21 protein-coding genes are annotated in these 23,321 nt (G+C 68.0%); 13 read left to right on the top strand and 8 right to left on the bottom strand.

Annotated features, from left to right (window positions below; genetic code table 11):
- Nucleotides 1-70: 70 nt before the first annotated feature.
- Together J3R73_RS08360 and J3R73_RS08365 are read right to left on the bottom strand one after the other, a co-directional pair.
- Nucleotides 71-1,102 (bottom strand): LacI family DNA-binding transcriptional regulator, encoded by a 1,032-nt coding sequence (locus tag J3R73_RS08360; protein ID WP_307424953.1) that lies wholly within the window; start codon nucleotides 1,100-1,102, stop codon nucleotides 71-73.
- Between the two features lie 71 nt (nucleotides 1,103-1,173).
- The gene (locus J3R73_RS08365; protein WP_307437204.1) at nucleotides 1,174-1,653 is read right to left on the bottom strand and encodes an Lrp/AsnC family transcriptional regulator; all 480 of its coding nucleotides are present in this window, start codon (nucleotides 1,651-1,653) and stop codon (nucleotides 1,174-1,176) included.
- Between the two features lie 64 nt (nucleotides 1,654-1,717).
- On the opposite strand from J3R73_RS08365, the gene ehuR reads away from it, so the two are divergent.
- The 11 genes from ehuR to J3R73_RS08420 all read left to right on the top strand — a co-directional run bounded on the left by ehuR (nucleotide 1,718) and on the right by J3R73_RS08420 (nucleotide 14,062).
- Nucleotides 1,718-3,208, top strand: a complete 1,491-nt coding sequence (gene ehuR, locus J3R73_RS08370; protein ID WP_370879871.1) for a MocR-like ectoine utilization transcription factor EhuR — start codon at nucleotides 1,718-1,720, stop codon at nucleotides 3,206-3,208.
- A 182-nt stretch (nucleotides 3,209-3,390) separates the two neighbouring features.
- A complete protein-coding gene (gene eutB, locus J3R73_RS08375) occupies nucleotides 3,391-4,344 on the top strand; it encodes a hydroxyectoine utilization dehydratase EutB (protein ID WP_307437207.1) in 954 nt (317 codons plus the stop codon).
- Entirely contained in the window at nucleotides 4,341-5,345 is a 1,005-nt protein-coding gene (gene eutC / locus J3R73_RS08380; RefSeq protein ID WP_307424956.1) for an ectoine utilization protein EutC, read from the top strand. The genes eutB and eutC overlap by 4 nt, the downstream gene beginning before the upstream one ends.
- Nucleotides 5,342-6,523, top strand: a complete 1,182-nt coding sequence (gene doeA, locus J3R73_RS08385) for an ectoine hydrolase DoeA (RefSeq protein WP_307424959.1) — start codon at nucleotides 5,342-5,344, stop codon at nucleotides 6,521-6,523. Before eutC ends, doeA begins: the two co-directional genes overlap by 4 nt.
- Nucleotides 6,520-7,539, top strand: coding sequence for a N(2)-acetyl-L-2,4-diaminobutanoate deacetylase DoeB (gene doeB / locus J3R73_RS08390; protein WP_307424962.1), 1,020 nt, complete (start codon nucleotides 6,520-6,522; stop codon nucleotides 7,537-7,539). Before doeA ends, doeB begins: the two co-directional genes overlap by 4 nt.
- A gap of 71 nt (nucleotides 7,540-7,610) precedes the next feature.
- Nucleotides 7,611-8,477, top strand: coding sequence for an ectoine/hydroxyectoine ABC transporter substrate-binding protein EhuB (gene ehuB, locus J3R73_RS08395; RefSeq protein ID WP_307424964.1), 867 nt, complete (start codon nucleotides 7,611-7,613; stop codon nucleotides 8,475-8,477).
- Nucleotides 8,478-8,809: 332 nt separating this feature from the next.
- A complete protein-coding gene (gene ehuC, locus J3R73_RS08400) occupies nucleotides 8,810-9,475 on the top strand; it encodes an ectoine/hydroxyectoine ABC transporter permease subunit EhuC (RefSeq protein WP_307424967.1) in 666 nt (221 codons plus the stop codon).
- A 13-nt stretch (nucleotides 9,476-9,488) separates the two neighbouring features.
- Entirely contained in the window at nucleotides 9,489-10,181 is a 693-nt protein-coding gene (gene ehuD / locus J3R73_RS08405; RefSeq protein WP_307424969.1) for an ectoine/hydroxyectoine ABC transporter permease subunit EhuD, read from the top strand.
- Nucleotides 10,178-10,960 carry an ectoine/hydroxyectoine ABC transporter ATP-binding protein EhuA gene (gene ehuA / locus J3R73_RS08410; protein ID WP_307424971.1) on the top strand — a complete coding sequence of 261 codons (783 nt, stop codon included), beginning with the start codon at nucleotides 10,178-10,180 and terminating at the stop codon, nucleotides 10,958-10,960. Before ehuD ends, ehuA begins: the two co-directional genes overlap by 4 nt.
- A gap of 211 nt (nucleotides 10,961-11,171) precedes the next feature.
- Complete coding sequence (locus J3R73_RS08415; protein ID WP_307424974.1) at nucleotides 11,172-12,668, top strand: NAD-dependent succinate-semialdehyde dehydrogenase; 1,497 nt, start codon at nucleotides 11,172-11,174, stop codon at nucleotides 12,666-12,668.
- 11 nt (nucleotides 12,669-12,679) lie between these two features.
- On the top strand, nucleotides 12,680-14,062 hold the full coding sequence (locus J3R73_RS08420; protein ID WP_307424977.1) for an aspartate aminotransferase family protein: 1,383 nt from the start codon (nucleotides 12,680-12,682) through the stop codon (nucleotides 14,060-14,062).
- 250 nt (nucleotides 14,063-14,312) lie between these two features.
- Here the strand turns inward: J3R73_RS08420 and J3R73_RS08425 are convergent, their stop codons facing one another.
- The 5 genes from J3R73_RS08425 to J3R73_RS08445 form a co-directional block, all read right to left on the bottom strand.
- A complete protein-coding gene (locus J3R73_RS08425) occupies nucleotides 14,313-15,395 on the bottom strand; it encodes an ABC transporter ATP-binding protein (RefSeq protein WP_307424979.1) in 1,083 nt (360 codons plus the stop codon).
- A 28-nt stretch (nucleotides 15,396-15,423) separates the two neighbouring features.
- Nucleotides 15,424-16,233, bottom strand: coding sequence for a sugar phosphate isomerase/epimerase family protein (locus J3R73_RS08430; RefSeq protein WP_307424982.1), 810 nt, complete (start codon nucleotides 16,231-16,233; stop codon nucleotides 15,424-15,426).
- A 225-nt stretch (nucleotides 16,234-16,458) separates the two neighbouring features.
- Complete coding sequence (locus J3R73_RS08435; RefSeq protein ID WP_307424985.1) at nucleotides 16,459-17,292, bottom strand: carbohydrate ABC transporter permease; 834 nt, start codon at nucleotides 17,290-17,292, stop codon at nucleotides 16,459-16,461.
- Nucleotides 17,289-18,212: a carbohydrate ABC transporter permease gene (locus J3R73_RS08440; RefSeq protein WP_307424987.1), complete on the bottom strand. Its 924-nt coding sequence runs from the start codon at nucleotides 18,210-18,212 to the stop codon at nucleotides 17,289-17,291. The genes J3R73_RS08435 and J3R73_RS08440 overlap by 4 nt, the downstream gene beginning before the upstream one ends.
- 4 nt (nucleotides 18,213-18,216) lie before the next feature.
- Nucleotides 18,217-19,566 (bottom strand): ABC transporter substrate-binding protein, encoded by a 1,350-nt coding sequence (locus J3R73_RS08445; RefSeq protein WP_307424990.1) that lies wholly within the window; start codon nucleotides 19,564-19,566, stop codon nucleotides 18,217-18,219.
- A gap of 196 nt (nucleotides 19,567-19,762) precedes the next feature.
- Here J3R73_RS08445 and J3R73_RS08450 point away from each other — a divergent pair, with 196 nt between their 5' ends.
- Complete coding sequence (locus tag J3R73_RS08450; RefSeq protein ID WP_307424992.1) at nucleotides 19,763-20,896, top strand: Gfo/Idh/MocA family protein; 1,134 nt, start codon at nucleotides 19,763-19,765, stop codon at nucleotides 20,894-20,896.
- A gap of 116 nt (nucleotides 20,897-21,012) precedes the next feature.
- On the opposite strand, the gene J3R73_RS08455 is transcribed toward J3R73_RS08450, so the two are convergent.
- Nucleotides 21,013-21,825 (bottom strand): DeoR/GlpR family DNA-binding transcription regulator, encoded by an 813-nt coding sequence (locus tag J3R73_RS08455; RefSeq protein WP_307424995.1) that lies wholly within the window; start codon nucleotides 21,823-21,825, stop codon nucleotides 21,013-21,015.
- A 384-nt stretch (nucleotides 21,826-22,209) separates the two neighbouring features.
- Between J3R73_RS08455 and J3R73_RS08460 the strand changes: the two genes are divergently transcribed.
- Complete coding sequence (locus J3R73_RS08460) at nucleotides 22,210-23,253, top strand: beta/alpha barrel domain-containing protein (protein ID WP_307424998.1); 1,044 nt, start codon at nucleotides 22,210-22,212, stop codon at nucleotides 23,251-23,253.
- The last annotated feature ends 68 nt before the right edge of the window (nucleotides 23,254-23,321 follow it).

Genomic DNA, 23,321 nt, shown 5'->3' on the forward strand with positions numbered 1-23,321 from the left:
CTTCATCTTTCACGGCGCCGGCACATGAAACGCGCCAATCCGCGTCTCTCTCACCCGCAAGCCCAGTGCTTCAAGAGCGAGCCGGACGGCCGCGCGCCCGGGCGCCGCAGGAATCGCGGATGAGCAGGGTGTCGTTCAGCACCATCTGCACGGCCGGGCCGGTGCGGCGGCCGCAGATGCGGTCGAAGAGCAAGGTGGCGGCTTCCCGGCCGATCTCGTAGGCGGGCTGGGCGACCACGGTCAGGCGGGGATGGAAGGCCGTGGCCCAGGGGAAATCGTCGAAGCCGACGACGGCGATGTCGTCGGGGCAGCGCAGGCCCCGTTCCATCAGCGCCTGCATCATGCCGAGCGTCATGAAGTTGTTGGTGCAGAACACGGCGTCGAGGCGCGGCTCGATCTGCAGCAGAGCGAGGCCGCCCTGCATCGCCGCGGGGATGTTCGAGGCGCTGGTGACGATATGGGCGGGATCGACGGGAGCGCCGGCCGCCGCCACGGCGCCGAGGAAGCCCTCGATGCGCTCATGGATGGCCGAGGCCGAAAGATCGGCCTTGAGCAGGCCGATGCGGCGGTGGCCGAGGGAGAGAAGATGGCGGGCGAGTTCGCCGGCCGCCTCGACATTGTTGGTCAGCACGGCGTCCGCCGCGACGCCCCTGAGGCGACGGTCGCCGAAGACGAGGGGAAGGCCGCTTTCGACGAGGTCGGCGAGCATCTCCTCATTGCCGCCGGTCGGCGCCATGACGATGCCGTCGATACGGCGCTCGAGCACGAGGTCGAGCGCCCGCCTTTCGCGCTCCGGATTCTCCTCGGTGTTGCAGAGCAGGAGATTGTAGCGCTCGCCGCGCTGGTGGGCGGTGTCCTCGACGCCGCGGACGAAATCGGCGAAGAAGGGGTTGGCGACATCGGCGATCAGCACGGCGATGGTTCCCGTCTGGCTGACGCGCAGGCTGCGGGCGATGCCGTCCGGCCGGTATTTCAGGAGCTTGATCGCCTGCTTGACCTTCTTCTTGGTCTCGGGGCTGACGGTGCGGGATTCGTTGATGACATGGGAAACGGTCGCGGTGGAAACCCCGGCCTTCAACGCCACGTCCTTGATCGTCGCCATGCGGTGTTTCGACCTCTCTCACGCCGGGAATATCAGCGTTAAACGATTTTATTGCCGGAGTCAGGGCGCATTCACGCCTTTTCCTCCTGCAGGAGATCAAGCGGGAAGCCCGACGCCTTGATCGTCTTGGTGACGATGTAGGTGAAGTAGCGGTCGATGCCGACATCCTCGGCCAGAAGCCGGTCGACCAGCCGCTGATAGGCGTCGATATCCGCCGCGACGACGCGCAGCACATAGTCGACGCCGCCGCCCACCGCGTCGCAGCCGACGATGGCGCTCTCGCGCATCACCATCGCCTCGAAGCGCTGGAAATCGGCCTGGCGATGGCTCTTCAGCATGATCTCGACCAGCACGGTGGCGAAACGGCCGAGCCTGCCGGCATCGATGCAGGCGCTGTAGCCGGCGATGACGCCGGCCTTCTCCAGGCGCCGCAGCCGCTCCCAGCAGGCGGCGGCGGACAGATGGACCTCCACCGCCAGGCCGAGCTTGGTGATGCGGCCGTCACGCTGCAGCGCCGCCAGGATTTTCAGGTCGATCTTGTCGAGTTTCAGCATGGCGCGGGCGGGTTGAATGATATAATCAGATCAGCGCCGGATATTGTATCAGGACAATTTCATGACGCCCTTTGATTCTGACCAGTTTCGCAGCCGAGTCCAGTCCCGCGAGGGATACCCCGCCCAAGGGGCTTCGCGCGAGCCGCTGGCCGAGGCCGCGTCGTGGCGGCCCGTCCTGCCCCGGCGCAAGGGCGCCACCAAGCACAGGCTCCTCACCGACCGCATCATCGCCGATATCGATGCCGGGGTGCTGCGCCCGGGTGTCCGCATGCCGACGCATCGCGACCTCGCCCACGATCTCGGCGTGTCCGTGCAGACGGTGAGCCTCAGCTACAAGGAGGCGGAGCGGCGCGGCTATCTGCGCGGCGAGGTCGGCCGCGGCACCTTCGTGCGCGAGCGCGTCACCGAGCGGGCGGACCGTTTCATGCTGGACCGCGAGGCCGGCCAGGCCGCCGACCTCTCCATCGTCCGCGCCGTCTATACCGAGGCGCATGAACGGGCCTCCCGCCACGCCATGGCGCGGCTCGGCGAGGCCGACAACAGCGTCTTCATGCGGCCCTGCCGCCCGATCGCCGGGCTCGACCGCCATCGCGCGGCCGGTCAGGCCTGGCTGCGCCGGCTCGGCGTCGACGCCGAAATGGACCGCATCCTGATCACCAACGGGGCGGCGCACGGGCTGTTCCTCGCGGTGGCGGCGGTGGTCCATCCAGGCGAGGTGGTGCTCACCGAGAGCCTGACCGACCATGGCATCATCGGCCTCGCCACCGTGCTCGGCTTCACCCTGCGCAGCCTGCCGACCGACGCCGAAGGCATCCTGCCACCGGCCTTCGAGGCGGCCTGCGCCGCCGGCGACGTCAAGGCGCTGGTGCTGATCCCCTCCTTCGGCAACCCGACCAGCCATGTCGCCGGGACGCAGCGGCGCCGGGCCATCGCCGACATCGCCGCGCGCCACGGCGTCTTCGTCATCGAGGACGAGGTCTACAAGCCGCTGCTGGAGGAGGACCTGCCGTCGATCACGCAGATGCTGCCCGATCTCGGCTTCTTCGTCACCAGCATGACCAAGACGGTGATGACGGGCCTGCGCGTCGGCTATCTCGTGGTGCCGCCGACCTACAGCATCCGCGTCGCCAGCATCATGCGGGTGACGAGCTGGAGCGCCACCAACCTGCCGGCGGAGATCGCCTCGCTGTGGATCGAGGACGGCACGGCCGACGCCCTGGTGCGGGTGCAGCGGCAGGAGGCCCGCGCCCGGCAGGCGATCGTGGCCCAGAAGCTCGGCGATCTCGTCGCCGCCACCCATCCGCTGTCGCTCTGCGCGTGGCTCGCCGTGCCGCGGCGCTGGACCGAGGAGGGCTTGGTGCGGGCGCTGGCGCAGCGCGGCATCGCCGTCACCCCGTCGGACCCGTTCATCGCCGGCGAGACCGTCGCCAGCGGCATCCGCATCTGCCTGGGCGGGCAGCTGTCGCATGCCGCGCTCGCCGAAGCGCTGGGCGCGGTCCGGGCGACGTTCGAGCAGCTGCCGCCGGTGTTCGACGTGCGCTCGATCGCCTAGGGAGCTTGTGTCATTACAATATAATAATTGACATGAAATTTGTATCGCTACACCATCCCCGGGCTTTCACGAGGGGAATGATGGATGGTGGTTGTGGTCGCCCCGACAGGCGCGTGCTCCGGCGGCGTTGCGCGCGCTAGCGCCTGCTGCGGAGCGCGGCCTTGAACGCGCCGCTTCCGCCGATGGTCGGCCTCGACGCCATCCGCGCCGCCGAGGCGCGCATCGTGGGCAGGGTCGCTCGCACGCCGATGGCGCGCTCGCCCGCCCTGTCCGGCGCCTTCCCCGTCTTCCTCAAGCTCGAGACCCGCCAGCCGACCGGCAGCTTCAAGCTGCGCGGCGCCACCAACGCCGTGCTGGCGCTGGGCGGGCAGGGCCCGGGCTTCGTCACCGCCTCCACCGGCAATCACGGCCGCGCGCTCGCCCATGCCGCCCGCGCCGAGGGCGGCCGGGCGGTGATCTGCATGTCGAGCCTCGTGCCTTCGAACAAGGTGGAGGCCGTGCGTGCGCTCGGCGCGGAGATCCATATCGTCGGCCGCTCCCAGGACGAGGCCCAGATCGAGGTCGACCGCCTCGTGCGCGAAGAGGGGCTGGTCGAAGTGCCGCCCTTCGACCATGCGGCGGTGATCGCCGGGCAGGGGACGCTGGGGCTGGAGATCCTCGCCGACCTGCCCGAGGTGGCGCAGGTGCTGGTGCCGCTGTCGGGCGGCGGGCTCGCCGCGGGGGTCGCCGCCGCGGTCAAGGCCATGCGCCCGCGGGCCCGCCTCGTCGGCGTGTCGATGGCGAGGGGCGCGGCGATGCAGGCGAGCCTCGCCGCCGGCCGGCCGGTGCCGGTCGAGGAGGTGGCGACGCTCGCCGATTCGCTCGGCGGCGGCATCGGCCTCGCCAATCGCCACACCTTCGCGATGTGCCGCGCGCTTCTCGACGACGTCCTCCTCCTGACCGAGGAGGAGATCGCGGCGGGCATCCGCCATGCCTTCACCGCCGAGAACGAGGTGGTGGAGGGCGCCGGCGCCGTCGGCATCGCCGCCCTGCTGTCCGGCAAGGCGAAAGCCGAGGGGCCGACCGTGCTGGTGGTCTCCGGCCGAAACATCGACGAGGGCCTGCATCGGCGCATCCTGCGGGGGGACATGGCGTGATCATCCTGACCGAGAGCGATCTGCGCCGCATCGTGCCGCTCGACGCCGATGCCGTCGCCTGCGTCGAGGAGGCTTTCCTGGCGCTGGCCACCAAGGCGGTGGCGATGCCGCCGATCCTGCGCCTCGACATCCCCGAGCATCGCGGCGAGGTCGACGTCAAGACGGCCTATGTCCCCGGCCTCGACGGTTTCGCCATCAAGGTCAGCCCGGGCTTCTTCGACAATCCGAAGCTGGGCCTGCCCAGCCTCAACGGCCTGATGATCCTGTTCAGCGCCCGCACCGGCCTCGTCGAGGCGCTGCTGCTCGACAATGGCTATCTGACGCAGATGCGCACCGCCGCGGCCGGCGCGGTGGCCGCCCGCCATCTGGCGCGCACCGATGCACGCCGCGCCGCCATCCTCGGCGCCGGCGAACAGGCCCGCCTGCAGCTCGAAGCGCTGACGCTGGTACGGCCGATCGAGCGGGCCGCCATCTGGGCGCGCGATCCGGAGCGGGCGAGGGCGGCGGCCGCCGAACTGACGCAAAGGCTGGGTATCGTCGTCGAAGCCGTGGCGACGGCCGAGACGGCCTGCGCCGGCGCGGACATCATCGTTACCGCGACGCCGGCCGAACGGCCGATCCTGGAGGCGGACTGGCTGGTGCCGGGCCAACATGTCACCGCCATGGGCTCGGATGCCGAGCACAAGAACGAGATCGATCCCGCCGTCTTCCTCAAGGCCGTCTATGTCGCCGACAGCCTGTCGCAGACCCGCCGCCTCGGCGAGCTCGCTTATGCCATCCGCGCCGGCATGGCCGGGCCGGACGAGGTCTTCGCCGAGATCGGACAGGTGATCGCCGGACAGGCGCCGGGGCGACGCAGCGATGCCGACATCACGCTGTGCGACCTCACCGGCACCGGCGTGCAGGACACCGCCATCGCCACGCTGGCCCATCGCCGCGCGCTCGCCGCCGGGGCCGGCCGCATTTTCGAGACCACAGATCCGATCGGAGGAACCGCGTGACGGGACCCACTCTCCCTTTCAGCCGCGACGAATATGCCAGCCGCCTCGCCGCCACCCGCGCCGCCATGGCGCGGGCCGGCCTCGACGTGCTCATCGTCACCGACCCCTCCAACATGCATTGGCTGACCGGCTATGACGGCTGGTCCTTCTACGTGCATCAATGCGTCGTCGTCGGCGGCGAGGGCGAGCCGGTCTGGTATGGCCGCGGCCAGGACGCCAACGGCGCCAGGCGCACGGCCTGGCTCGGCCACGACAACATCGTCGGCTATCCCGATCATTATGTGCAGTCGACCGAGCGCCACCCGATGGACCTGCTCGCGCAGGTGATGGAGGAGCGCGGCTGGTCGCGCGGCGTCATCGGCGTCGAGATGGACAATTACTGGTTCACCGCCGCCGCCTATGCCTCGCTGACGCAGCATCTTCCCCATGCCCGCTTCAAGGATTCGCAGTCGCTGGTGAACTGGCAGCGCGCGGTCAAGAGTCCCGCCGAGATCGACTATATGCGCAAGGCCGGGAAGATCGTCGAGGCGATGCACAGGCGTATCGTCGAGACGGTCGAGCCGGGCATGCGCAAGAACGATCTCGTCGCCGAGATCTTCGATGCCGGCATCCGCGGCGTCGACGGCATCGGCGGCGACTATGCCGCCATCGTGCCGCTGCTGCCCTCGGGCGAGGAGGCCTCCGCGCCGCATCTCACCTGGAACGACCTGCCGATGAAGTCGGGCGAGGGCACCTTCTTCGAGATCGCCGGCTGCTACAAGCGCTACCATTGCCCGCTGTCACGCACGGTCTTTCTCGGCAAGCCGACCCAGGCCTTCCTCGATGCCGAGAAGGCGACGCTGGAGGGCATGGAAGCGGGGCTGGCGGCGGCCAGGCCCGGCAATGCCTGCGAGGACATCGCCAACGCCTTCTTCGCCGTGCTCAGGAAGTACGGCATCGTCAAGGACAACCGCACCGGTTACTCCATCGGCCTCAGCTATCCGCCCGACTGGGGCGAGCGCACCATGAGCCTGCGTCCGGGCGACCGCACGGAGCTGCGCCCCGGCATGACCTTCCATTTCATGACCGGCCTGTGGCTGGAGACGATGGGCCTGGAGATCACCGAGAGCATCCTGATCACCGAGACCGGCGTCGAATGCCTCGCCGACGTGCCGCGCCAGCTCTTCGTCAAGCCATGAACGCCGTCGCGCCCGCCCTTCGCCCGTCGCCCATCGCCGCCACCGTCGATTTCGAGGCGGACGGCGTGCAGCACGGCCATCTGCGCCTGCCCTGGAGCCGGGACGATTCGGCCTGGGGCTCGGTGATGATCCCGGTCACGGTCGTCAAGCGCGGGCAGGGGCCGACCGCGCTGTTGACCGGCGCCAATCACGGCGACGAATATGAGGGGCCGATCGCGCTGTTCGATCTGGCGCGCACCCTCGACGCCGAGGCGGTGACGGGCCGGGTGATCATCGTGCCGGCCATGAACTATCCCGCCTTCCGGGCGGGGACGCGCACCTCGCCGATCGACAGGGGCAATCTCAACCGGATGTTCCCGGGGCGGCCCGACGGCACGGTCACCGAGAAGATCGCGGATTACTTCGCCCGCACCCTGCTGCCGATGGCTGATATCGTGCTCGACTTCCACTCCGGCGGCCGCACGCTCGACTTCCTGCCCTATGCCGCGGCGCACGAACTCCCGGACAAGGCGCAGGAAGCGCGCTGCTTCGCCGCGGTCGCCGCCTTCTCGGCGCCGTGGTCGATGCGGATGATCGAGATCGACGCCGTCGGCATGTACGACACCGCGGCGGAGGCGATGGGCAAGGTCTTCGTCACCACCGAACTCGGCGGCGGCGGCACGGCGACGGCCCGCTCCGCCGGCATCGCCCGGCGCGGCGCGGCGAACCTGCTCCGCCATGCCGGCATCCTGGCGGGGGCACCGGAGACCGCGCCGACGCGCTGGCTCGACATGCCCTCGTCCGACTGCTTCGGCTTCAGCGGCGAGGACGGCCTGGTCGAGTTCCTCCGGGATCTCGGCGATCCCGTCGCCAAGGGCGAGGTCATCGCCCGCATCCACCCGATCGGGCGCACCGGCCAGGCGCCGGCCGAGCATCGCGCCGCGCTGGACGGCCTGCTCGCCGCCCGCCATTTCCCCGGCCTCGTCAAGGCCGGCGACTGCCTCGCCGTCGTCGCGACCGTGGAGGATCGCGCCTGACGGTCCCGACAACAACCCAGCAGACCGGATCCAACCGGATCGTTCCAACCAGAAGACAGGAGAACCACACCATGACATCCATCCGTCTCACCGGCCTCGCGGTCATCGCCTTTGCCGCCGGCCTCGGCGCCGCCGCTCCCGCGCTCGCCACCTCGCTCGAGGAGGTCAAGAGCAACGGCTATATCCGCGGCGCCAGCGCCAATGAGGTGCCCTACAGCTACATGGACGAGAACGGCGGCGCCAAGGGCATCGGGCCGGACGTCGCCACCGCCGTACTCAAGTCGCTGGGCGTCAACGAGATCGACTGGTCGGTGACGCCGTTCGGCTCGCTCATCCCCGGCCTCAAGGCCAAGCGCTTCGACTTTGTCGCCGCCGAGCAGAACATCCTGCCGGACCGCTGCAAGCAGGTGACCTTCACCGTGCCGAATTCGAGCTATGGCGAAGGGCTGCTCGTGCCCACCGGCAATCCGAAGAAGCTGCATTCCTACGAGGACATCAAGAAGGATCCCTCGATCAAGGTGGCGATCGTCTCGGGCGCCGACCAGCTCGACTTCCTGCACGACCTCGGCGTGCCCGACAGCCAGATCGTGATGATCCAGGCCAATGCCGACGCGCTCTCGACCATCCAGACCGGCCGTGCCGACGCCTATGCCGCGACCGAATTGACGGTGGCGCAACTGGTCAAGGCCGGCGGCACCGGCGTGGAACAGGCCGAGCCGTTCAGCGATCCCGTCATCAAGGGCAAGCCGGCCCGCTCCTATGGCGGCTTCGACTTCCGGCCGGAGGACAAGGACCTCTACGAGGCCTTCAACAACGGGCTGATCGCCTTCAAGAAGACCGACGACTACAAGAAGATCCTGACCTCCTACGGCCTCAGCCCGGAGAGCGTCGAAGCGGCGCGCAGCAAGAGCGTCGAGGATCTCTGCGCCGGCAAGTGAGGGGGGGCGTTCGGGCCCTACCGTCTGGCTTTGCGGCTCGACCCAAGGGGACGGGCTGATCGTTATTGCGAGTTGAAATCGGCGCAACGCCCGTCTCGTTGATTGACTAAAGGTGCGCCCCTCACCCTCCCCTGGAGGGGGAGGGTCGACGCGAAGCGTCGGGGTGGGGTGACTTCTTCGCAAAACTTCATGTCTTTGTTCGCATGATCCCGGGGTCGCGCCATCACCCCACCCCGGCCTTGCAGGCCGACCCCTTGGCGATATTCGCAAAGCGAATTTCGCCAGACCTCCAGGGGAGGGTGAAACGGCATCGACCTGGCAGGAGGCTTTTCGTGATCTGGCTGCACTATCTGCCCGCCCTGCTGAAGGGAGCCGAGGTCACCGCGATCATCGCGCTGGCCTCGACGGCCCTCGGCGCGCTGCTGGCATTCGCCGCCGGCATCGCCCGGATCGAGGGCAACCGCATCGTATCGTCGGTCGCGCTCGTCTATATCGAGGTTTTCCGCGGCACCTCGCTGCTGGTGCAGCTGTTCTGGCTCTATTACGCGCTGCCGCTGATCGGCATTTCCTTCGATCCGATGCTGACCGGCATCGTCGGCCTCGCGCTCAATATCGGGGCCTATGGCGCCGAAGTGGTGCGCGGCGCGCTGGAGGCGGTGCCGCCGCAGCAGCACGAAGCGGCGCGGGCGCTGAATTTCGGGCGGATGCACACGCTCTTGCGCATCTGCCTGCCGCAGGCGCTCGTCGAGATGATGCCCTCTTTCGGCAATCTCGCCGTGCAGAACCTGAAGGATACCTCGCTGGTCTCGCTGATCACCATCAGCGACCTCGCCTTCCGGGCGCAGATGCTGCGCAACATCACGCTCGACAGCGTCAGGATCTACACGCTGACGCTCATCGGCTATTTCATCATGGCGCTGGTGCTCACCGCCTTCATGCGCCGGCTGGAGACGGCGCTGCGGCGCGGCGCCGCCTTCCCCCGCACCGTGCACGGCTGAGGAGGATGGCGCCATGATGTACGGCTATGCCTGGGACACCTCCTCCAGCCTCGCTTTCGCCTGGTCGATCCTGCCGATCCTCGGCATCGGCCTGATCGTCACTCTGGAGGCGGCCGCGGCCGGCTTCGTCATCGCCATGATCCTCGGCCTCGCCTTCGCGCTGCTGCGCCGCAGCCGCATCCGCGCCGTCGCCTGGACGATGGCGGTGGTGATCGAGTTCATCCGCGACACGCCGCTGCTGATCCAGCTCTTCTTCCTGTATTACGTGCTGCCGGTCTACGGCATCCAGCTGCCTGCCTTCCTGACCGGGGCCCTCGCCCTCGGCCTGCAATATTCGGCCTATACGTCGGAGGTCTATCGCGCCGGCCTCGATGCGGTGCCGAGGGGGCAGTGGGAGGCCGCGGTGGCGCTCAACCTGAGCCGGGCCCGCACCTACAGGGACATCATCGTGCCGCAGGCAGTGCCGCGCGTCGTCCCGGCGCTCGGCAATTACCTCGTCTCCATGCTCAAGGAGACGCCGGTGCTCTCCGTCGTCACCGTGCTGGACATGGTCAACCTCGCCAATCTGATCGGCGACCGCACCTTCGAATATCTGGTGCCGCTGTCGCTGGTCGGCCTCATCTTCCTCATCCTCACTTTGCTGTGTTCGGCCGGCATCCATGTGCTGGAGCGGGCATTGCCCAAGAGCGGGATCGCCATGCGATGACGAATATTGCCCCTCCCGCCGAGCCCATCATCCGCTTCAGCAACGTCACCAAGCGGTTCGGCACCCTCACCGTGCTCGACGATTTCAACTTCACCGTCGCCCCCGGCGAGAAGGTGACGCTGATCGGCCCCTCCGGCTCCGGCAAGTCCACCGTGCTGCGTATCCTGATGACGCTGGAGCCGTTCCAGGAGGGCAAGCTCGAGCTCGGCGGCATCTCCTACCATGAGCCGAACGGGCGTGGCGCCTTCCGCGCCAGCGAACGGCATCTGCGCCAGATCCGCACCCATGTCGGCATGGTGTTCCAGAGCTTCAACCTGTTCCCGCACATGACGGTGCTGCGCAATGTGGTGGAGGCGCCCCTTGCGGTGCTCGGCCTCGCCCGCGCCGAGGCGGAATGCCGCGCCGTCGAGCTGCTTCGCCTGGTCGGCCTCGCCGACAAGAAGGACCATTATCCGAGCCAACTCTCCGGCGGCCAGCAGCAGCGCGTCGCCATCGCCCGCGCCCTCGCCATGCGGCCCCGCGTGCTGCTGTTCGACGAGCCGACCTCGGCGCTCGACCCGCAGCTCGTCGGCGAGGTGCTCGGCGTCATCCGCTCGCTCGCCCATGAGCACGACCTCACCATGCTGCTGGTGACGCACGAGATGCGCTTCGCCCGCGAGGTGTCGGACCGGGTCTGCTTCTTCGACAAGGGCCGCATCGCCGAGCAGGGCGACCCGGAGAAGATCTTCACCAGCCCGGAACAGGCGAGGACGCGGGAATTCCTGCAATCGGTGCTGTAAATCCCGGGTGCGCGGGGGTCTGTCGGCGGGGCAGCGCCGGATCAGGCACCGGCCACGTCTCGCCTGCCTCCTTCTTTTCCTCGATGTGCCGACGATCTATCGGCGTCCGCCCCGCGATCCCGAGACTTCGACGGCGCCGGCCGGCCCGAACCGAGACCCTCTCGCGCCGGTCCGGCCTAGACTGCCGGCACAGGTCCCCGGAGATGCTTCGATGACAGCCGCGCTTGCGCTCAAACGCCATGTCCACCCCGCTCTCGGCCGCCTTGCGGACGGGCGGCTGCTGCGGGAGCTCGCTTATGTCGACGGGCGCTGGACGCAGGCGCCGGATGCGGCGAGCTTCGAGGTCCGCGATCCCTTCTCGGGCATCGTCATCGCCCATGTCGCCGGCCTCGGCGCCGACGACGCCACGCGCGCCGTCGACGCGGCGGCGCGCGCCTTTCCGGCCTGGAAGGCGCTGGCGCCGCAGGATCGCGCCGGCCGCCTGCGCGCCTGGTACGACCATGTCCGCGCCGCCCGCGAGGACCTTGCTTTGCTGATGACGCTGGAGCAGGGCAAGCCGCTGGCCGAGAGCCGCGGCGAGATCGACTATGCCGCCTCCTTCATCGAATGGTATGCGGAAGAGGGCAAGCGGGTGAACGCCGAGAGCGTCACCAGCCATCTGCCCGGCGCCCATATGATGGTGTCGCGCGAGCCGCTCGGCGTCGCCGCGCTGCTGACGCCCTGGAACTTTCCCTCCGCCATGCTGACCCGCAAGGCTGCGGCGGCGCTCGCCGCCGGCTGCACCGTCGTCGCCCATCCCTCGTCCTACACGCCGCTCTCGGCGCTCGCTCTGGCCGAACTGGCCGAGCGGGCCGACATTCCGGCCGGTGTCTTCAACGTCGTCACCGGCGCGGCGGCGCCGATCGCGGCAAGGCTGTGCGCCGATGCGCGGGTGCGGGCGGTGAGCTTCACCGGCTCCACGCAGATCGGCCGCCTCATCGCCGGCCAATGCGCGCCGACGGTCAAGCGGCTGGTGATGGAACTCGGCGGCAATGCGCCGCTGATCGTGTTCGACGATGCCGAACTCGGCAAGGCGGTCGAGATCGCCCTGAGCGCCAAATTCGCGACCTCCGGCCAGGACTGCCTCGCCGCCAACCGCATCTATGTGCAGCGCGCGCTCTATCCGGCCTTCTGCGCCGCCTTCGCCGAGCGCATCGCCGCGCTGAAGGTCGGCGGCGGCCTGGAGGAGGGCGTCGAGATCGGCCCGCTGATGCATGAGCGCGCTGTGGCGCGTACCCGGGAGCGCATCGAGGACGCCCTCGCGCGCGGCGCGCGGCGTCTGGTCGGCGGCGAAGCCGCGCCCGGCCCGCTCTTCGTGATGCCGACGCTGCTCGCGGACGTGCCCGACGCTGCCGCGATCATGCAGGAGGAAGCCTTCGCGCCGGTCGCCTGCGTCACGTCCTTCGACACCGAAGCCGAGGTGACGGCGCGCGCCAACGCCACCGAATACGGCCTCGTCGCCTATGTCGTCACCTGCGACAACGCCCGGGCGCTCCGCATGAGCCGGGCGCTCGACTACGGCATGGTGGCGATCAACCGCGTCAAGCTCACGGGCGCGCCGATCCCCTTCGGCGGCGTCAAGCAGTCGGGCCTCGGACGCGAAGGCTCCCGCCACGGGCTCGAAGCCTTCACCGACCTCAAATACACCTGCCTCGACCTCGCTTCCTGAAAGGAGCCGGCATGCTCGACCACACCTTGTCCGACAATGAACTGACCGCCTGGGACCGCGATCACTTCTTCCACCCCTCCACCCACATGGCGCAGCATGCGCGCGGCGAGATGCCGAACCGCATCGTCACCGGCGGGGAGGGCGTCTATATCGTCGACCGCGCCGGCAAGCGCAGCCTCGACGCCTTCGCCGGCCTCTATTGCGTCAATGTCGGCTATGGCCGGAAGAAGATCACAGACGCCATCGCCGAGCAGGCGGCGGCGCTGCCCTATTACCACGCCTATGTGGGCCATGGCTCCGAGCCCTCGATCCGCCTTGCCAAGATGATCATCGATCGGGCTCCGGCCGGCATGAGCCGCGTCTTCTTCGGCCTGTCGGGCTCGGACGCCAACGAGACCAACATCAAGCTCGTCTGGTACGTCAACAATGTGCTCGGCCGCCCAGAAAAGAAGAAGGTCATCTCGCGCTGGCGCGGCTATCACGGCTCCGGCCTGATGTCGGGCAGCCTCACCGGCCTCGCCGCCTTCCACACTCTGTTCGACCTGCCCAAGCCGCCGATCCTGCACACGGAAGCGCCCTATTTCTTCCGCCGGCCCGACCGGTCGCAGGACGAGGAGCAGTTCTCGCAATATTGCGCCGACAAGCTGGAGGGGATGATCCTGAGCGAGGGGCCGGACACCATCGCCGCCTTCATCGGCGAGCCGGTGCTCGGCACCGGCGGCATCGTGCCGCCGCCCAAGGGCTATTGGGACAGGATCCAGGCCGTGCTGGCCAAATACGACATCCTCCTGATCGCCGACGAGGTCATCACCGGCTTCGGCCGTCTCGGCTCGATGTTCGGCTCCGATCATTACGGCATGAAGCCGGACCTGATCACCATCGCCAAGGGGCTGACCTCGGCCTATGCGCCGCTTTCCGGCGTGATCGTGTCGGAGAAGGTCTGGCGCATCCTGGAGAGGGGCTCGGACGAATTCGGCGCCATCGGCCATGGCTGGACCTATTCCTCCCATCCGCTCTGCGCGGCGGCCGGCGTCGCCAATCTCGAAGTGGTCGACGAGATGGACCTCGTCGCCAATGCGCGCGATGTCGGCGCCTATTTCAGGAAAGGGCTGGCGGATGCGGTGGGCGGCCACCGCCATGTCGGCGAGGTGCGCGGCGAGGGGCTGCTGGCGGCGGTCGAGTTCGTCCGGGATCGCGACGACCGCGCCTTCTTCGATGCGTCCGAGAAGGTCGGGCCGCGCGTCGTCGCCAGGCTGCTGGAGACCGGCGTCATCGGCCGCGCCATGCCGCAGGGCGACATCCTCGGCTTCGCCCCGCCGCTGTGCCTGACGCGCGAGGAGGCCGACATCGTGGTGGAGGCGACACAGAAGGCGGTGAGGGACGTGCTGGGGTGAGTCGGTAACGCCCAGCGGGGACCTTTGTCTCAAGCGGCATTTCGGGCCGGGCTTGGCGCGGCCCCTTACCTCTATCTTCTTCCCGCTTGCGGGGAGAGGGGACTTCCGTGTCGCGACAGGTCGGCGAGGCTCTCGTCTCGCAGAACCGTCGCGACGCTGCCGTCCCTTCGCCCCGCATTTGCGGGGAGAAGGTGCGGATGAGGGGCTGCGCGAGCGAAATCCATGAGGGGGAGATGTCCGATCCAGTCCTTCACATCGCCACCAGCGCCACCCCATCGGGCCCGAAGACATGGCTCGACGCGGCATCGAGCCTGATGCGGACGGGCGCGTGGGCGGGTGTCGGGTCCTTGCCGTCGGTCTGGACGACGATCGTGTGGCCTTCGGCGATGGCGACATGCAGCACCGTCAGGCCGCCGAGATGCTCGACGATCGCGGTCTCGCCCTGGATTTCGCCGTCCGGTGCGAAAGCCAGATGCTCGGGGCGGAAGCCGAAGGTGACGTCGGCGCCGACGGCGAGGGCGCCGGGACGCACGCGCATGCGGAGGGCGACGCCGCCCGGGAGCGACAGGCCGACGCCGTCGCCGTCGACGGTGGTGATCCTGGCCGGCAGGGTGTTCATGCGCGGCGAGCCGATGAAGCCGGCGACGAACAGGTTGCGCGGGCGGTTGTAGAGCTCCAGCGGCGCGCCGACCTGCTCGATGCGGCCGCCGTTCATCACCACGATCTTGTCGGCCATGGTCATCGCCTCGATCTGGTCATGGGTGACGTAGATCATCGTCGCCTTCAGCGCCTCGTGCAGGCGCATGAGCTCGATGCGCATCTGCACGCGCAGCGCCGCGTCGAGGTTGGAGAGCGGCTCGTCGAACAGGAACACCTTGGGATTGCGCACGATGGCGCGGCCGATGGCGACGCGCTGGCGCTGGCCGCCCGACAATTCCTTGGGCCGGCGCTGCAGCAGCGGCGTGAGCTGCAGGACTTCCGCCGCCGCCTGTACCTTGGCGGCGCGCTCGGCGCGGGAAATGCCGGCGATGCGCAGCGCGAAGCCCATATTCTCCGATATCGTCATATGCGGATAGAGGGCATAGCTTTGGAACACCATGGCGAGGCCGCGCTGGGCCGGCGCGACGGCATTGGAGCGCTTGCCGTCGATCAGCAGGTCTCCCGCCGAGATTTTCTCCAGGCCGGCGATCATCCGCAGCAGCGTGGACTTGCCGCAGCCCGACGGGCCGACGAACACCACGAATTCGCGGTCCTCGACCGACAGGTCGATGCCCTTGATGATCTCCAGGGCCCCGAAGGATTTCCGCAACCCCTTCAGCTCGACGGTTGCCATGCTTCGCCTCGCTTTTTCGGATGAATGCTCAAGCCACCAGGGAACGCAGGGTCTCGCGGTTGCGCCGCACGGCGGCTGCCGGATCGGCCGCCGCCACCTCCGATTCCTCCTCCAGCACCAGCCAGCCGTTGAAATTCGGCGCGGCCGCGACGACATCGACGACGGCGGGCACGTCGCAGACGCCGTCGCCCAGCATCGCCCAGTGGCCGGCCGCATCGACATCCTTCAGATGCAGATAGCGGATGCGGTCGCTGTAGGTGCGCAGCGTGTCGAGGATGTCCTGGTGGCCGCGCAGGATATGGCCGGTATCCGGCACCCAGCCGACCAGAGCCGGGTCGAGCAGCGCCATCATGGTGTCGTATTCCTCGCGCGTGCCGAGCAGCGTGTTGTGGTGCGAGCTCGGATGGACGGCGACGTCGACCCCGGCACGCCGGCCCTTCTCGCCGGCGGCGTTGTAGAGCCGGGCGGCCGCCGCGAACTTGTCCGCCGCCGGGCCGGGCGACATCACCGTGGCGCTGCCGAGCGAGAGCAGGGCGCCGGGGAAATGCGCGACGAAGCCGAGCGCCCGCTCGATGGCGGCGAGATCGGCGTCGAAGGCGTCGGGCTCGGTGAAGCCGCTGTCGCTGCCGCAGGCGAAGGCGACCAGCGTCAGCCCGTGCCGGGCGAGCGCATCGGCGAAGGGCCCCGGCCGATCGGCGTAGTGGCCGATCATCGTGTCGGTGATCTCGATGCCGGCATAGCCGCCCGCTGCGATGGCGCGCAGCAGATCGTCGGCATCGCCGGTCCAGCGGTCGCCGAGCATTTCCCAGGTATAGGTCTGGCATCCGGCCTTGAGCATGGGGTCTCTCTTCATAAGGTATGGATAGGGGTGGGTAAGCGGACGACGGATGTGTCTCCTTCTCCCGGTTGGGAGAAGGTCCCGGCAGGGGGATGAGGGCTACCGCTAAGGAAATAATCCGAGAAAAATGCGCTTGGTCTTGGATCGTCAGACCCTCATCCGGCGCTACGCGCCACCTTCTCCCGTCTGGGAGAAGGACAAGCGCGCTATTGCGGAAGCCGCCCCTCATTCCTTCACCGCGCCCTGGGTCAGGCCCTCGATGATGTGGCGCTGGAAGAACAGCACCAGCAGGATCAGGGGGACCGTCACCACCACCGAAGCCGCCGCGATGTCGCCCCAGGGCACGTAATAGAGATTGGTGAAATTGGCGATGCCGACGGGGATGGTCTGGTGCTCGATGGTGGAGGTGAAGGCGAGGGCGAACATGAATTCGTTCCACGCCGCGATGAAGGCGAGGAGCCCGGTCGTCACCAGGCCCGGCAGCGACATCGGCAGGACGATGCGCAGGAACAGGCCGATGGCGCCGACGCCGTCCATGCGGGCGGCCTCGTCGATCTCGCGCGGCAGCGTCTCGAAATAGCCGAACAGCACCCAGGTCACCAGCGGCAGGCCGAGGGCGAGATAGGTGATGACGAGGCCGGCATAGGTATCGAGCAGGCCGAGATCGGAGGCGAGCAGATAGAGCGGCCCGACGATGGCGATCTGGGGAAACATCGAGACCGACAGCACGACGCCGAGCACGCCGAACCGGCCCTTGATCTCCAGCCGCGACAGCGAGAAGGCGGCGAGCGCGCCGATGGCCAGACAGAGCAGCGTCGTCAGCCCGGCGACGATGATCGAATTGAGCACATAGAGCTGGAATTGCTTGACGACGAAGACGTTGGTGTAGTGCTGGATCGTCGCCGGCGACGGCCAGAAGGTGGGAATGGCCTCCGTCAAGGCGCGGTCGAGCTGCAGCGAGGTCGACACCTGCCAGATGAACGGCCCGGCCGACCAGATGAAGATCAGGGCGGCCCCGACATAGACGACGGCCAGGCGCAGGGTCTCGCGGATCGTCATCCGTGCCTCCGCAATTGCCGCACGATGAAGATGCCGAAACCGATGGCGATCACCGTCTCGGTCAGGAACATCGCCGTCGACAGCGCCGAGCCGTAACCGAACTGCAAAGTGGAGAACAGCGTCTTGTAACTGAGGGTCGACAGCGTTTCCGTCGAGTCGGCCGGGCCGCCGCCGGTGAGCACATAGACGAGGTCGAAGATGCGGAAGGCGTCGAGCGCCCGGAACATGCCGGCGATCAGCAGGGTCGGGAACAGCAGCGGCAGCCGGACATGCCAGAAGATGCGCCATGCACCGGCGCCGTCCATGCGGGCCGCCTCGGTGAGGGAACGGGGGATGGTCTGCAGGCCGGCGAGCAGCAGCAGGGCCATGAAGGGTGCGGTCTTCCAGACGTCGGCGATGATGATGGTGTCGAGCGCGCGGTCGACCGAGCCGTACCAGTTGACGTTGCCCTGGATCAGCCCGGCCGAATGCAGGAGATAGTTGACGAGCCCGTGCTGCCCGTCGAACAGCCAGCCGAACATCTTCGAGGTCACCACCGTCGGCATCGCCCAGGGCACGAGCATCGCCGCGCGCACCAGGGAGCGGCCGGCGAAGGGCTCGAACAGGAGGAGCGCCATGCCGAGGCCGAGCACCGTCTCGGCGACCGTCGAGACGCCGGTGAACAGCATGGTGTGCCGCCACGCGTTCCAGAAGGCGTCGTCCGCCCACAGCGTCCGGTAATTGGCGAGACCGACGAAGGCGTTCTCCTGCGTGACCAGCGAGGTGTTGGTCAGCGACAGCCAGGCGCCGTTGAGGATCGGATACACCGACACGGCCCCGAGCGAGACGAACAGCGGCAGCAGCAGCAGCCACGGCGTCAGCTCGAGGGACCGGAGGCCGGCGCCGAAGGACGGGCCGGCCTCGGAGGCGGAAGACGGCATCACGTCATGCCGCGACGATGCTGGTGATCTTTGCATTCGCTGCGTCGAGTTCGGCCTTGATGTTGCCGGTGACCAGTGCCTTGGACACGCCGGACTGGATGGCGAGGGTGACCTGCGCGTATTTCGGCGTGACCGGGCGGGGCGTCGCCCCGGTGAACACCGATTTGAGCTGCTTCATGAAGGGCTGCTCCTTGCCGAGCTGGGCATCCTCGAAGACTTCGGGCCGCGTCGGCGCGATGCCGAGCTGCAGGGCGAAATGCAGCTGGGTGGCCGGCGAGGACATCCAGGTGAGGAAGTCGATCGCCGCCTCGCGGTTCTTGGTGGCGGCGTTGACGCCGTACTGGTAGCCGCCGAGGCAGGCCGCGCTCTTGCCGCCGGCGAAATGGGGCAGGGGCACGACGCCGACCTTGCCGGCGACCGAGGAGGCGGAGGGGTCCTGCGCGATGCCGTAGACATAGGACCAGTTGCGCAGGAAGGCGGCGCGGCCGGCGGTGAAGGGCTGGCGCGAGGGCTCCTCGTCCCAGCTCAGCACGTCGGAGGGGCTGATCTTCGACTTGTTGATGGTGTCGGCCAGGAACTGCACCGCGGCGACGGCCTTCTCGTCGTTGAGGGTGCCGCTCCTGCCGTCCGCCGAGAGGATCGAGCCGCCATTGGAGGCGATGACCTCGACGAGGTCGCAGACCAGGACTTCGGCCTGCTTGCCCTGCCACAGATAGCCGAAATCGGCCTTGCCGGACTTCTGGATCGCCTGCGCCGTGGCGACGAGATCGTCCCAGGTCTCGGGCGGCTTGGCGCCGATGCCCTCGAGCAGGTCCGTCCGGTAATAGAGCATGCCGGAATCGACATACCAGGGCAGGGCCGTCAGCTTGTCCTTGTAGGTGCAGGCGGCCACCGTGCCGGGGAAGAACTGGGAGCGGACGGAGGCATCGAAATACTGGTCGAGCGCCAGCGCCCAGCCGGCGCCGGCGAATTCGGCGATCCAGACGACGTCCTGCGTGAAGACGTCGGGCGTGCCGGTGCGCCGGGCGAGTTGCTGCACCAGCGCCTGGTGCACCTCGGTCGACGAACTCGGCGGCGGCAGCTCGACATAGGTGACGTGGACCTTGCTCTGCGCCTGGTTGTAGGCGTCGACGACCTGCGCCATCGTCTCCTTGCCGAAGAACTTGGCGCTGGCGAAGGTGATCTCGGTCCGGCCGGCGGCACGGGCGCGGACCGGCCTGCCAAGCGCGAGGGCGCCGGCGGCGAGGCCCGTGCCGAGCAGGAATTTTCGCCGGTCGGTGAGTATGTCCAGGGACTTCGCGAGGGGCGCTGTGGCTTCAGCGCCCGGAACCAAACCAGATTGGCCGTCCGACATGTCAAGTCCTCCCTGAGTTCGGTGAGATATCACCGTTTATTTTGTGACATGTTTTGCCAACCCGCGTGCCGCGTCAAGCGGATAGTTGCATCTTTGTGCGTGATTTTTCGCTTTCTTGCTTGAGGGGTGGAGTTTGCTGGCATAAAAGGGCAAAATTGATCAAAAAGTTGCGAAGCAAATTGGGAGGAACTGGGCAATGGGCGGTCTGCGCATCGGAGTGGTCGGCTGCGGCAATATCTCCATGACCTATCTGCGCAACGCGTCGCTGTTCCCCGGGCTGGAACTGCGCGCCTGCGCCGATGTCTCGGCGGAAGCGGCCGAGCGCCGCGGCGGCGAATACGGGATCCGGGCGTCGGGGGTCGACGAATTGCTGGCGGCGGCCGACATCGATCTTGTCCTCAACCTCACGGTTCCCAACGCGCATTTCGACGTCAGCATGGCCGCCCTGCGCGCCGGCAAGCATGTCTTCACCGAAAAGCCGCTGGCGGTGACCGCGGCGGAGGGGCGAAAGCTGGTCGAGGAGGCGCGGCGGCGCAATCTCGCCATCGGCTCGGCGCCCGACACCTTCCTCGGTGCGGCCGGACGGCTCGCCCGCCGCCTGATGGACGAGGGCGCCATCGGCCGCGTCACCGCCGGCACCGCCTTCATGATGACGCGGGGCATGGAGCACTGGCATCCCAATCCGCAATTCTACTACCAGCCGGGTGGCGGGCCGGTGCTCGACATGGGCCCCTATTACCTCACCATGCTCGTCAACCTGCTCGGGCCGGCGCGGCAGGTGATGGCGATGGCCTCGACCGGGGCCGGCGAGCGCCTCATCACGGCGCCCGGCCCGAACCAGGGAACCTCCTTCGCGGTGGGCACGCCGACGACCATCATGGCGCTGGTCGAGTTCGCCGCCGGCGCGATCGTCACCGTCGGCATGAGCTGGGACGTGTTCCGCCACAGCAACCAGCCGATCGAGCTGCATGGCGGCGCCGGCTCGCTGCGGCTGCCCGATCCCGACACCTTCGGCGGGGGCATCGCGATCAGCCGGGGCGGGGAAGCCTGGAAGGAGATCGCGACCGGCGGCATGGCCTATGGCGCGATCAACTGGCCCTATGGCGCGCCCGACCGCGCGAACTACCGCATGCTGGGGGTCGCAGACCTCGCACGGGGCCTGGCCGCGGGACGCGAGCCGCGCGCATCCGGGGAGCTCGCGCTGCACGTGCTCGAGATCATGGAAGGCATGCTGGAGGCGGGCCGGACCGGAAGACCGGTCCTCATCGGCGAGGGCAGCCAGCCGCCTGCGCTGTCCGAGGACGATGCGGTGGCCCTGCAGGCGGGGTGAGCGCGGGGCCGGGGAGGACGACGAGGCGGTTGGGAGTGTCGATCACCGATCGACATGGAACCGCGGCGGCGGATGCCGGAGAAGACGAGGCGATCGGTGACCGCCCCGCGCCGCCGTCACGGCGAGGCGGAGACGGGAACGACGGTCAGCTTGACGTTGCTCGCCCGCAGGCCGGAAAGATCGTCGGCACCGATGCCGTCATCGGTGATCACCTCGTCGATCTCGGAGATCTGGCAGAAGGTGCAGAAGCCCGGCGCCTGGAATTTCGAGCTGTCGACCAAAAGGATGGTGCGGCGGGCCGACTGGATCATGGCCCGCTTGATGCCGGCGACCTCGAGGGACGCGTCGGTCAGCAGGCTGCCCGTCACCGCGAAGGCGCCGATCAGGCACAGATCCGCATGGATGGTGGTGAGAAAGCTCTCGCCGGGTTCGCCGACGATCATGCGGGAGCCGGCGCGCAGGCTGCCGCCCGGCAGGATGACGCGCCAGGCCGGGACGCTGGCGCAGAGCCCGGCGATGTCGAGGCTGTTCGTCACCGCGGTGAGCGACAGATCGCGCGTCGCGGCGGCGCGCACGGCTTCCATCACGGTCGAGCTGCTGTCGAAGATGACGCTTTCGCGCGTGTTCAGCCGCAGGGCCGCCTCGGCGCCGATGGCGCGCTTCTGGTCGCGGTTGAGATGGGCGTTGAGGATCGGCTCGCGCTCGAATGTCGCCTGCAGCGGCCGGACGAGCAGCGCGCCGCCATGCGTGCGCTCCAGATAGCCCTCGTCCGTGAGCTTTTCGAGATCGCGCCTGACGGTGGAGGGCGAGACGTTGATGTCTTCGGCGAGCTCGACGATCGACGCGACGCCGTTCTTCTTGATGCGCTCCAGGATCATGGCGCGGCGCATCGCGGGAATGGGCTCGGCGCGCTTGGCGGGGCTCTCCATCAGCGCCGCCTCCGAGGCTCGCGCCGGCCTCGCCCGGCTCCTGCGCAGGCGCGTCCCGCCTCCCGATCGACTGTCCACCCCTGCTTCATCCATCCTCGCTTCGGTCGCTCGCCGGCCGGTGTCGATCCGGCTTCGGTTCGAACCTGAAGATAAATGACAATAATTGGTATGTCTTGCAATGAAAAGGCCACGGCCGCGGCCAGCCCGACGCCCCCGCCGCTCGGAGTGATCAACGCGCGATCCGAATCCCCCCTCTGATTTTTCGCGTCTCTGCGCACATTTGCGCTGGATTGAAATCTTTTGCGTATGGTATGAAAGGGAAGTGCCTTGCGTCCGCACGGGCCGCAAGCCCCGCAACAATCCTGCTCGAAGAGGAAACGTCTCGTGACCCGCCTGGATACCAAACTCGCCAATATCCGCGCCGGCAAATACCGGAAGTCCGATTTCATCATCGCCGACGCCAAGGACGCCGATATGGGATCGGGCGTCAACGGTCTCGGGCCGAAGCGCAACAAGGACGGCACCTGGGAGCGCTACCGCACCCGCACCGAATTCCTCGACAACATCCAGGCCGTCGTCGAGCAGGACATCGTCGACATCATGCTGGTCTCGGCCGCCAATCTGGAAGCCCTGCATGAGCGCGGCGTCTTCCGCGACAGCGTGGTCAAGCCCGCCATCCGCGCCAACGACGCCACCGACTGCTGGGGCGGCGTGCGCCACCAGGCCTATGTGAAGCATCCCTCCCGCCCGTTCCGCACCGCCAACCTGTCGCGCGTGATGTACGGCACGGATACGCCGATGGCCGGCGCGCCGGTGACCGGTACCGATCTCGGCCTCTATTCGCTGACCTTCGTCAACGATCTCGACGCCGATATGCGCTCCCTGGAAGCGTTCTCCCAGTTCCGTGAGGAAGCCGCCAAGGTCGGATTCAAATATTTCTACGAGGTTTTCAATCCGAACGTCGAATCGGGCATCGAGCGGGACAAGATCGGCGAGTTCGTCAATGACTGCATCCTGCGTTCGCTCGCCGGCGTGATGAAGGCGGACCGGCCGCAATTCCTCAAGATCCCGTTCAACGGCCCCAAGGCGCTGGAAGAGCTCGCTGGCTATGATTCCAGCATCATCGTCGGTGTGCTCGGCGGCAGCGCGGGCACGACGCGCGACACGTTCGAACTGGTCCACCAGTCGGAGAAGCATGGCGCCCGTCTCGCTCTGTTCGGACGCAAGATCAACCTGGCCGAAGATCCGCTCGCCATGGTCTCCCTGATGCGGCAGGTCGCGGACGGCACCGTCGGGCCGGAGGAAGCGGTGCGCGCCTATCACGGCGAGCTGCAGAAGCAGTCGATCAAGCCGGCCCGCAGCTTCGAGGACGACAACATCATCACCGAAGCGCCCCTCCAGCATGCGACGAAGCTGAAGGCCGCCTGAGGCCTGTCGGCAGGCCCGGGACGTCGCCGACGTCCCGGAGTTGCGCTTTCGGCTTCGCGGTCGAACCG

Source organism: Labrys monachus, from assembly GCF_030814655.1.
Classification (GTDB): domain Bacteria; phylum Pseudomonadota; class Alphaproteobacteria; order Rhizobiales; family Labraceae; genus Labrys; species Labrys monacha.

What these genes read in the sequence shown, in the direction of transcription:
- eutB (WP_307437207.1), top strand. Translation starts at nt 3,391, where the DNA reads ATGGTCGGCCTCGACGCCATCCGCGCCGCCGAGGCGCGCATCGTGGGC.
- J3R73_RS08435 (WP_307424985.1), bottom strand. Translation starts at nt 17,292, where the DNA reads ATGACGATCCGCGAGACCCTGCGCCTGGCCGTCGTCTATGTCGGGGCC.
- J3R73_RS08420 (WP_307424977.1), top strand. Translation starts at nt 12,680, where the DNA reads ATGCTCGACCACACCTTGTCCGACAATGAACTGACCGCCTGGGACCGC.
- ehuB (WP_307424964.1), top strand. Translation starts at nt 7,611, where the DNA reads ATGACATCCATCCGTCTCACCGGCCTCGCGGTCATCGCCTTTGCCGCC.
- J3R73_RS08360 (WP_307424953.1), bottom strand. Translation starts at nt 1,102, where the DNA reads ATGGCGACGATCAAGGACGTGGCGTTGAAGGCCGGGGTTTCCACCGCG.
- J3R73_RS08455 (WP_307424995.1), bottom strand. Translation starts at nt 21,825, where the DNA reads ATGGAGAGCCCCGCCAAGCGCGCCGAGCCCATTCCCGCGATGCGCCGC.
- J3R73_RS08415 (WP_307424974.1), top strand. Translation starts at nt 11,172, where the DNA reads ATGACAGCCGCGCTTGCGCTCAAACGCCATGTCCACCCCGCTCTCGGC.
- J3R73_RS08425 (WP_307424979.1), bottom strand. Translation starts at nt 15,395, where the DNA reads ATGGCAACCGTCGAGCTGAAGGGGTTGCGGAAATCCTTCGGGGCCCTG.
- J3R73_RS08430 (WP_307424982.1), bottom strand. Translation starts at nt 16,233, where the DNA reads ATGCTCAAGGCCGGATGCCAGACCTATACCTGGGAAATGCTCGGCGAC.
- J3R73_RS08450 (WP_307424992.1), top strand. Translation starts at nt 19,763, where the DNA reads ATGGGCGGTCTGCGCATCGGAGTGGTCGGCTGCGGCAATATCTCCATG.
- ehuA (WP_307424971.1), top strand. Translation starts at nt 10,178, where the DNA reads ATGACGAATATTGCCCCTCCCGCCGAGCCCATCATCCGCTTCAGCAAC.
- J3R73_RS08440 (WP_307424987.1), bottom strand. Translation starts at nt 18,212, where the DNA reads ATGCCGTCTTCCGCCTCCGAGGCCGGCCCGTCCTTCGGCGCCGGCCTC.
- ehuR (WP_370879871.1), top strand. Translation starts at nt 1,718, where the DNA reads ATGACGCCCTTTGATTCTGACCAGTTTCGCAGCCGAGTCCAGTCCCGC.
- doeB (WP_307424962.1), top strand. Translation starts at nt 6,520, where the DNA reads ATGAACGCCGTCGCGCCCGCCCTTCGCCCGTCGCCCATCGCCGCCACC.
- ehuD (WP_307424969.1), top strand. Translation starts at nt 9,489, where the DNA reads ATGATGTACGGCTATGCCTGGGACACCTCCTCCAGCCTCGCTTTCGCC.
- J3R73_RS08445 (WP_307424990.1), bottom strand. Translation starts at nt 19,566, where the DNA reads ATGTCGGACGGCCAATCTGGTTTGGTTCCGGGCGCTGAAGCCACAGCG.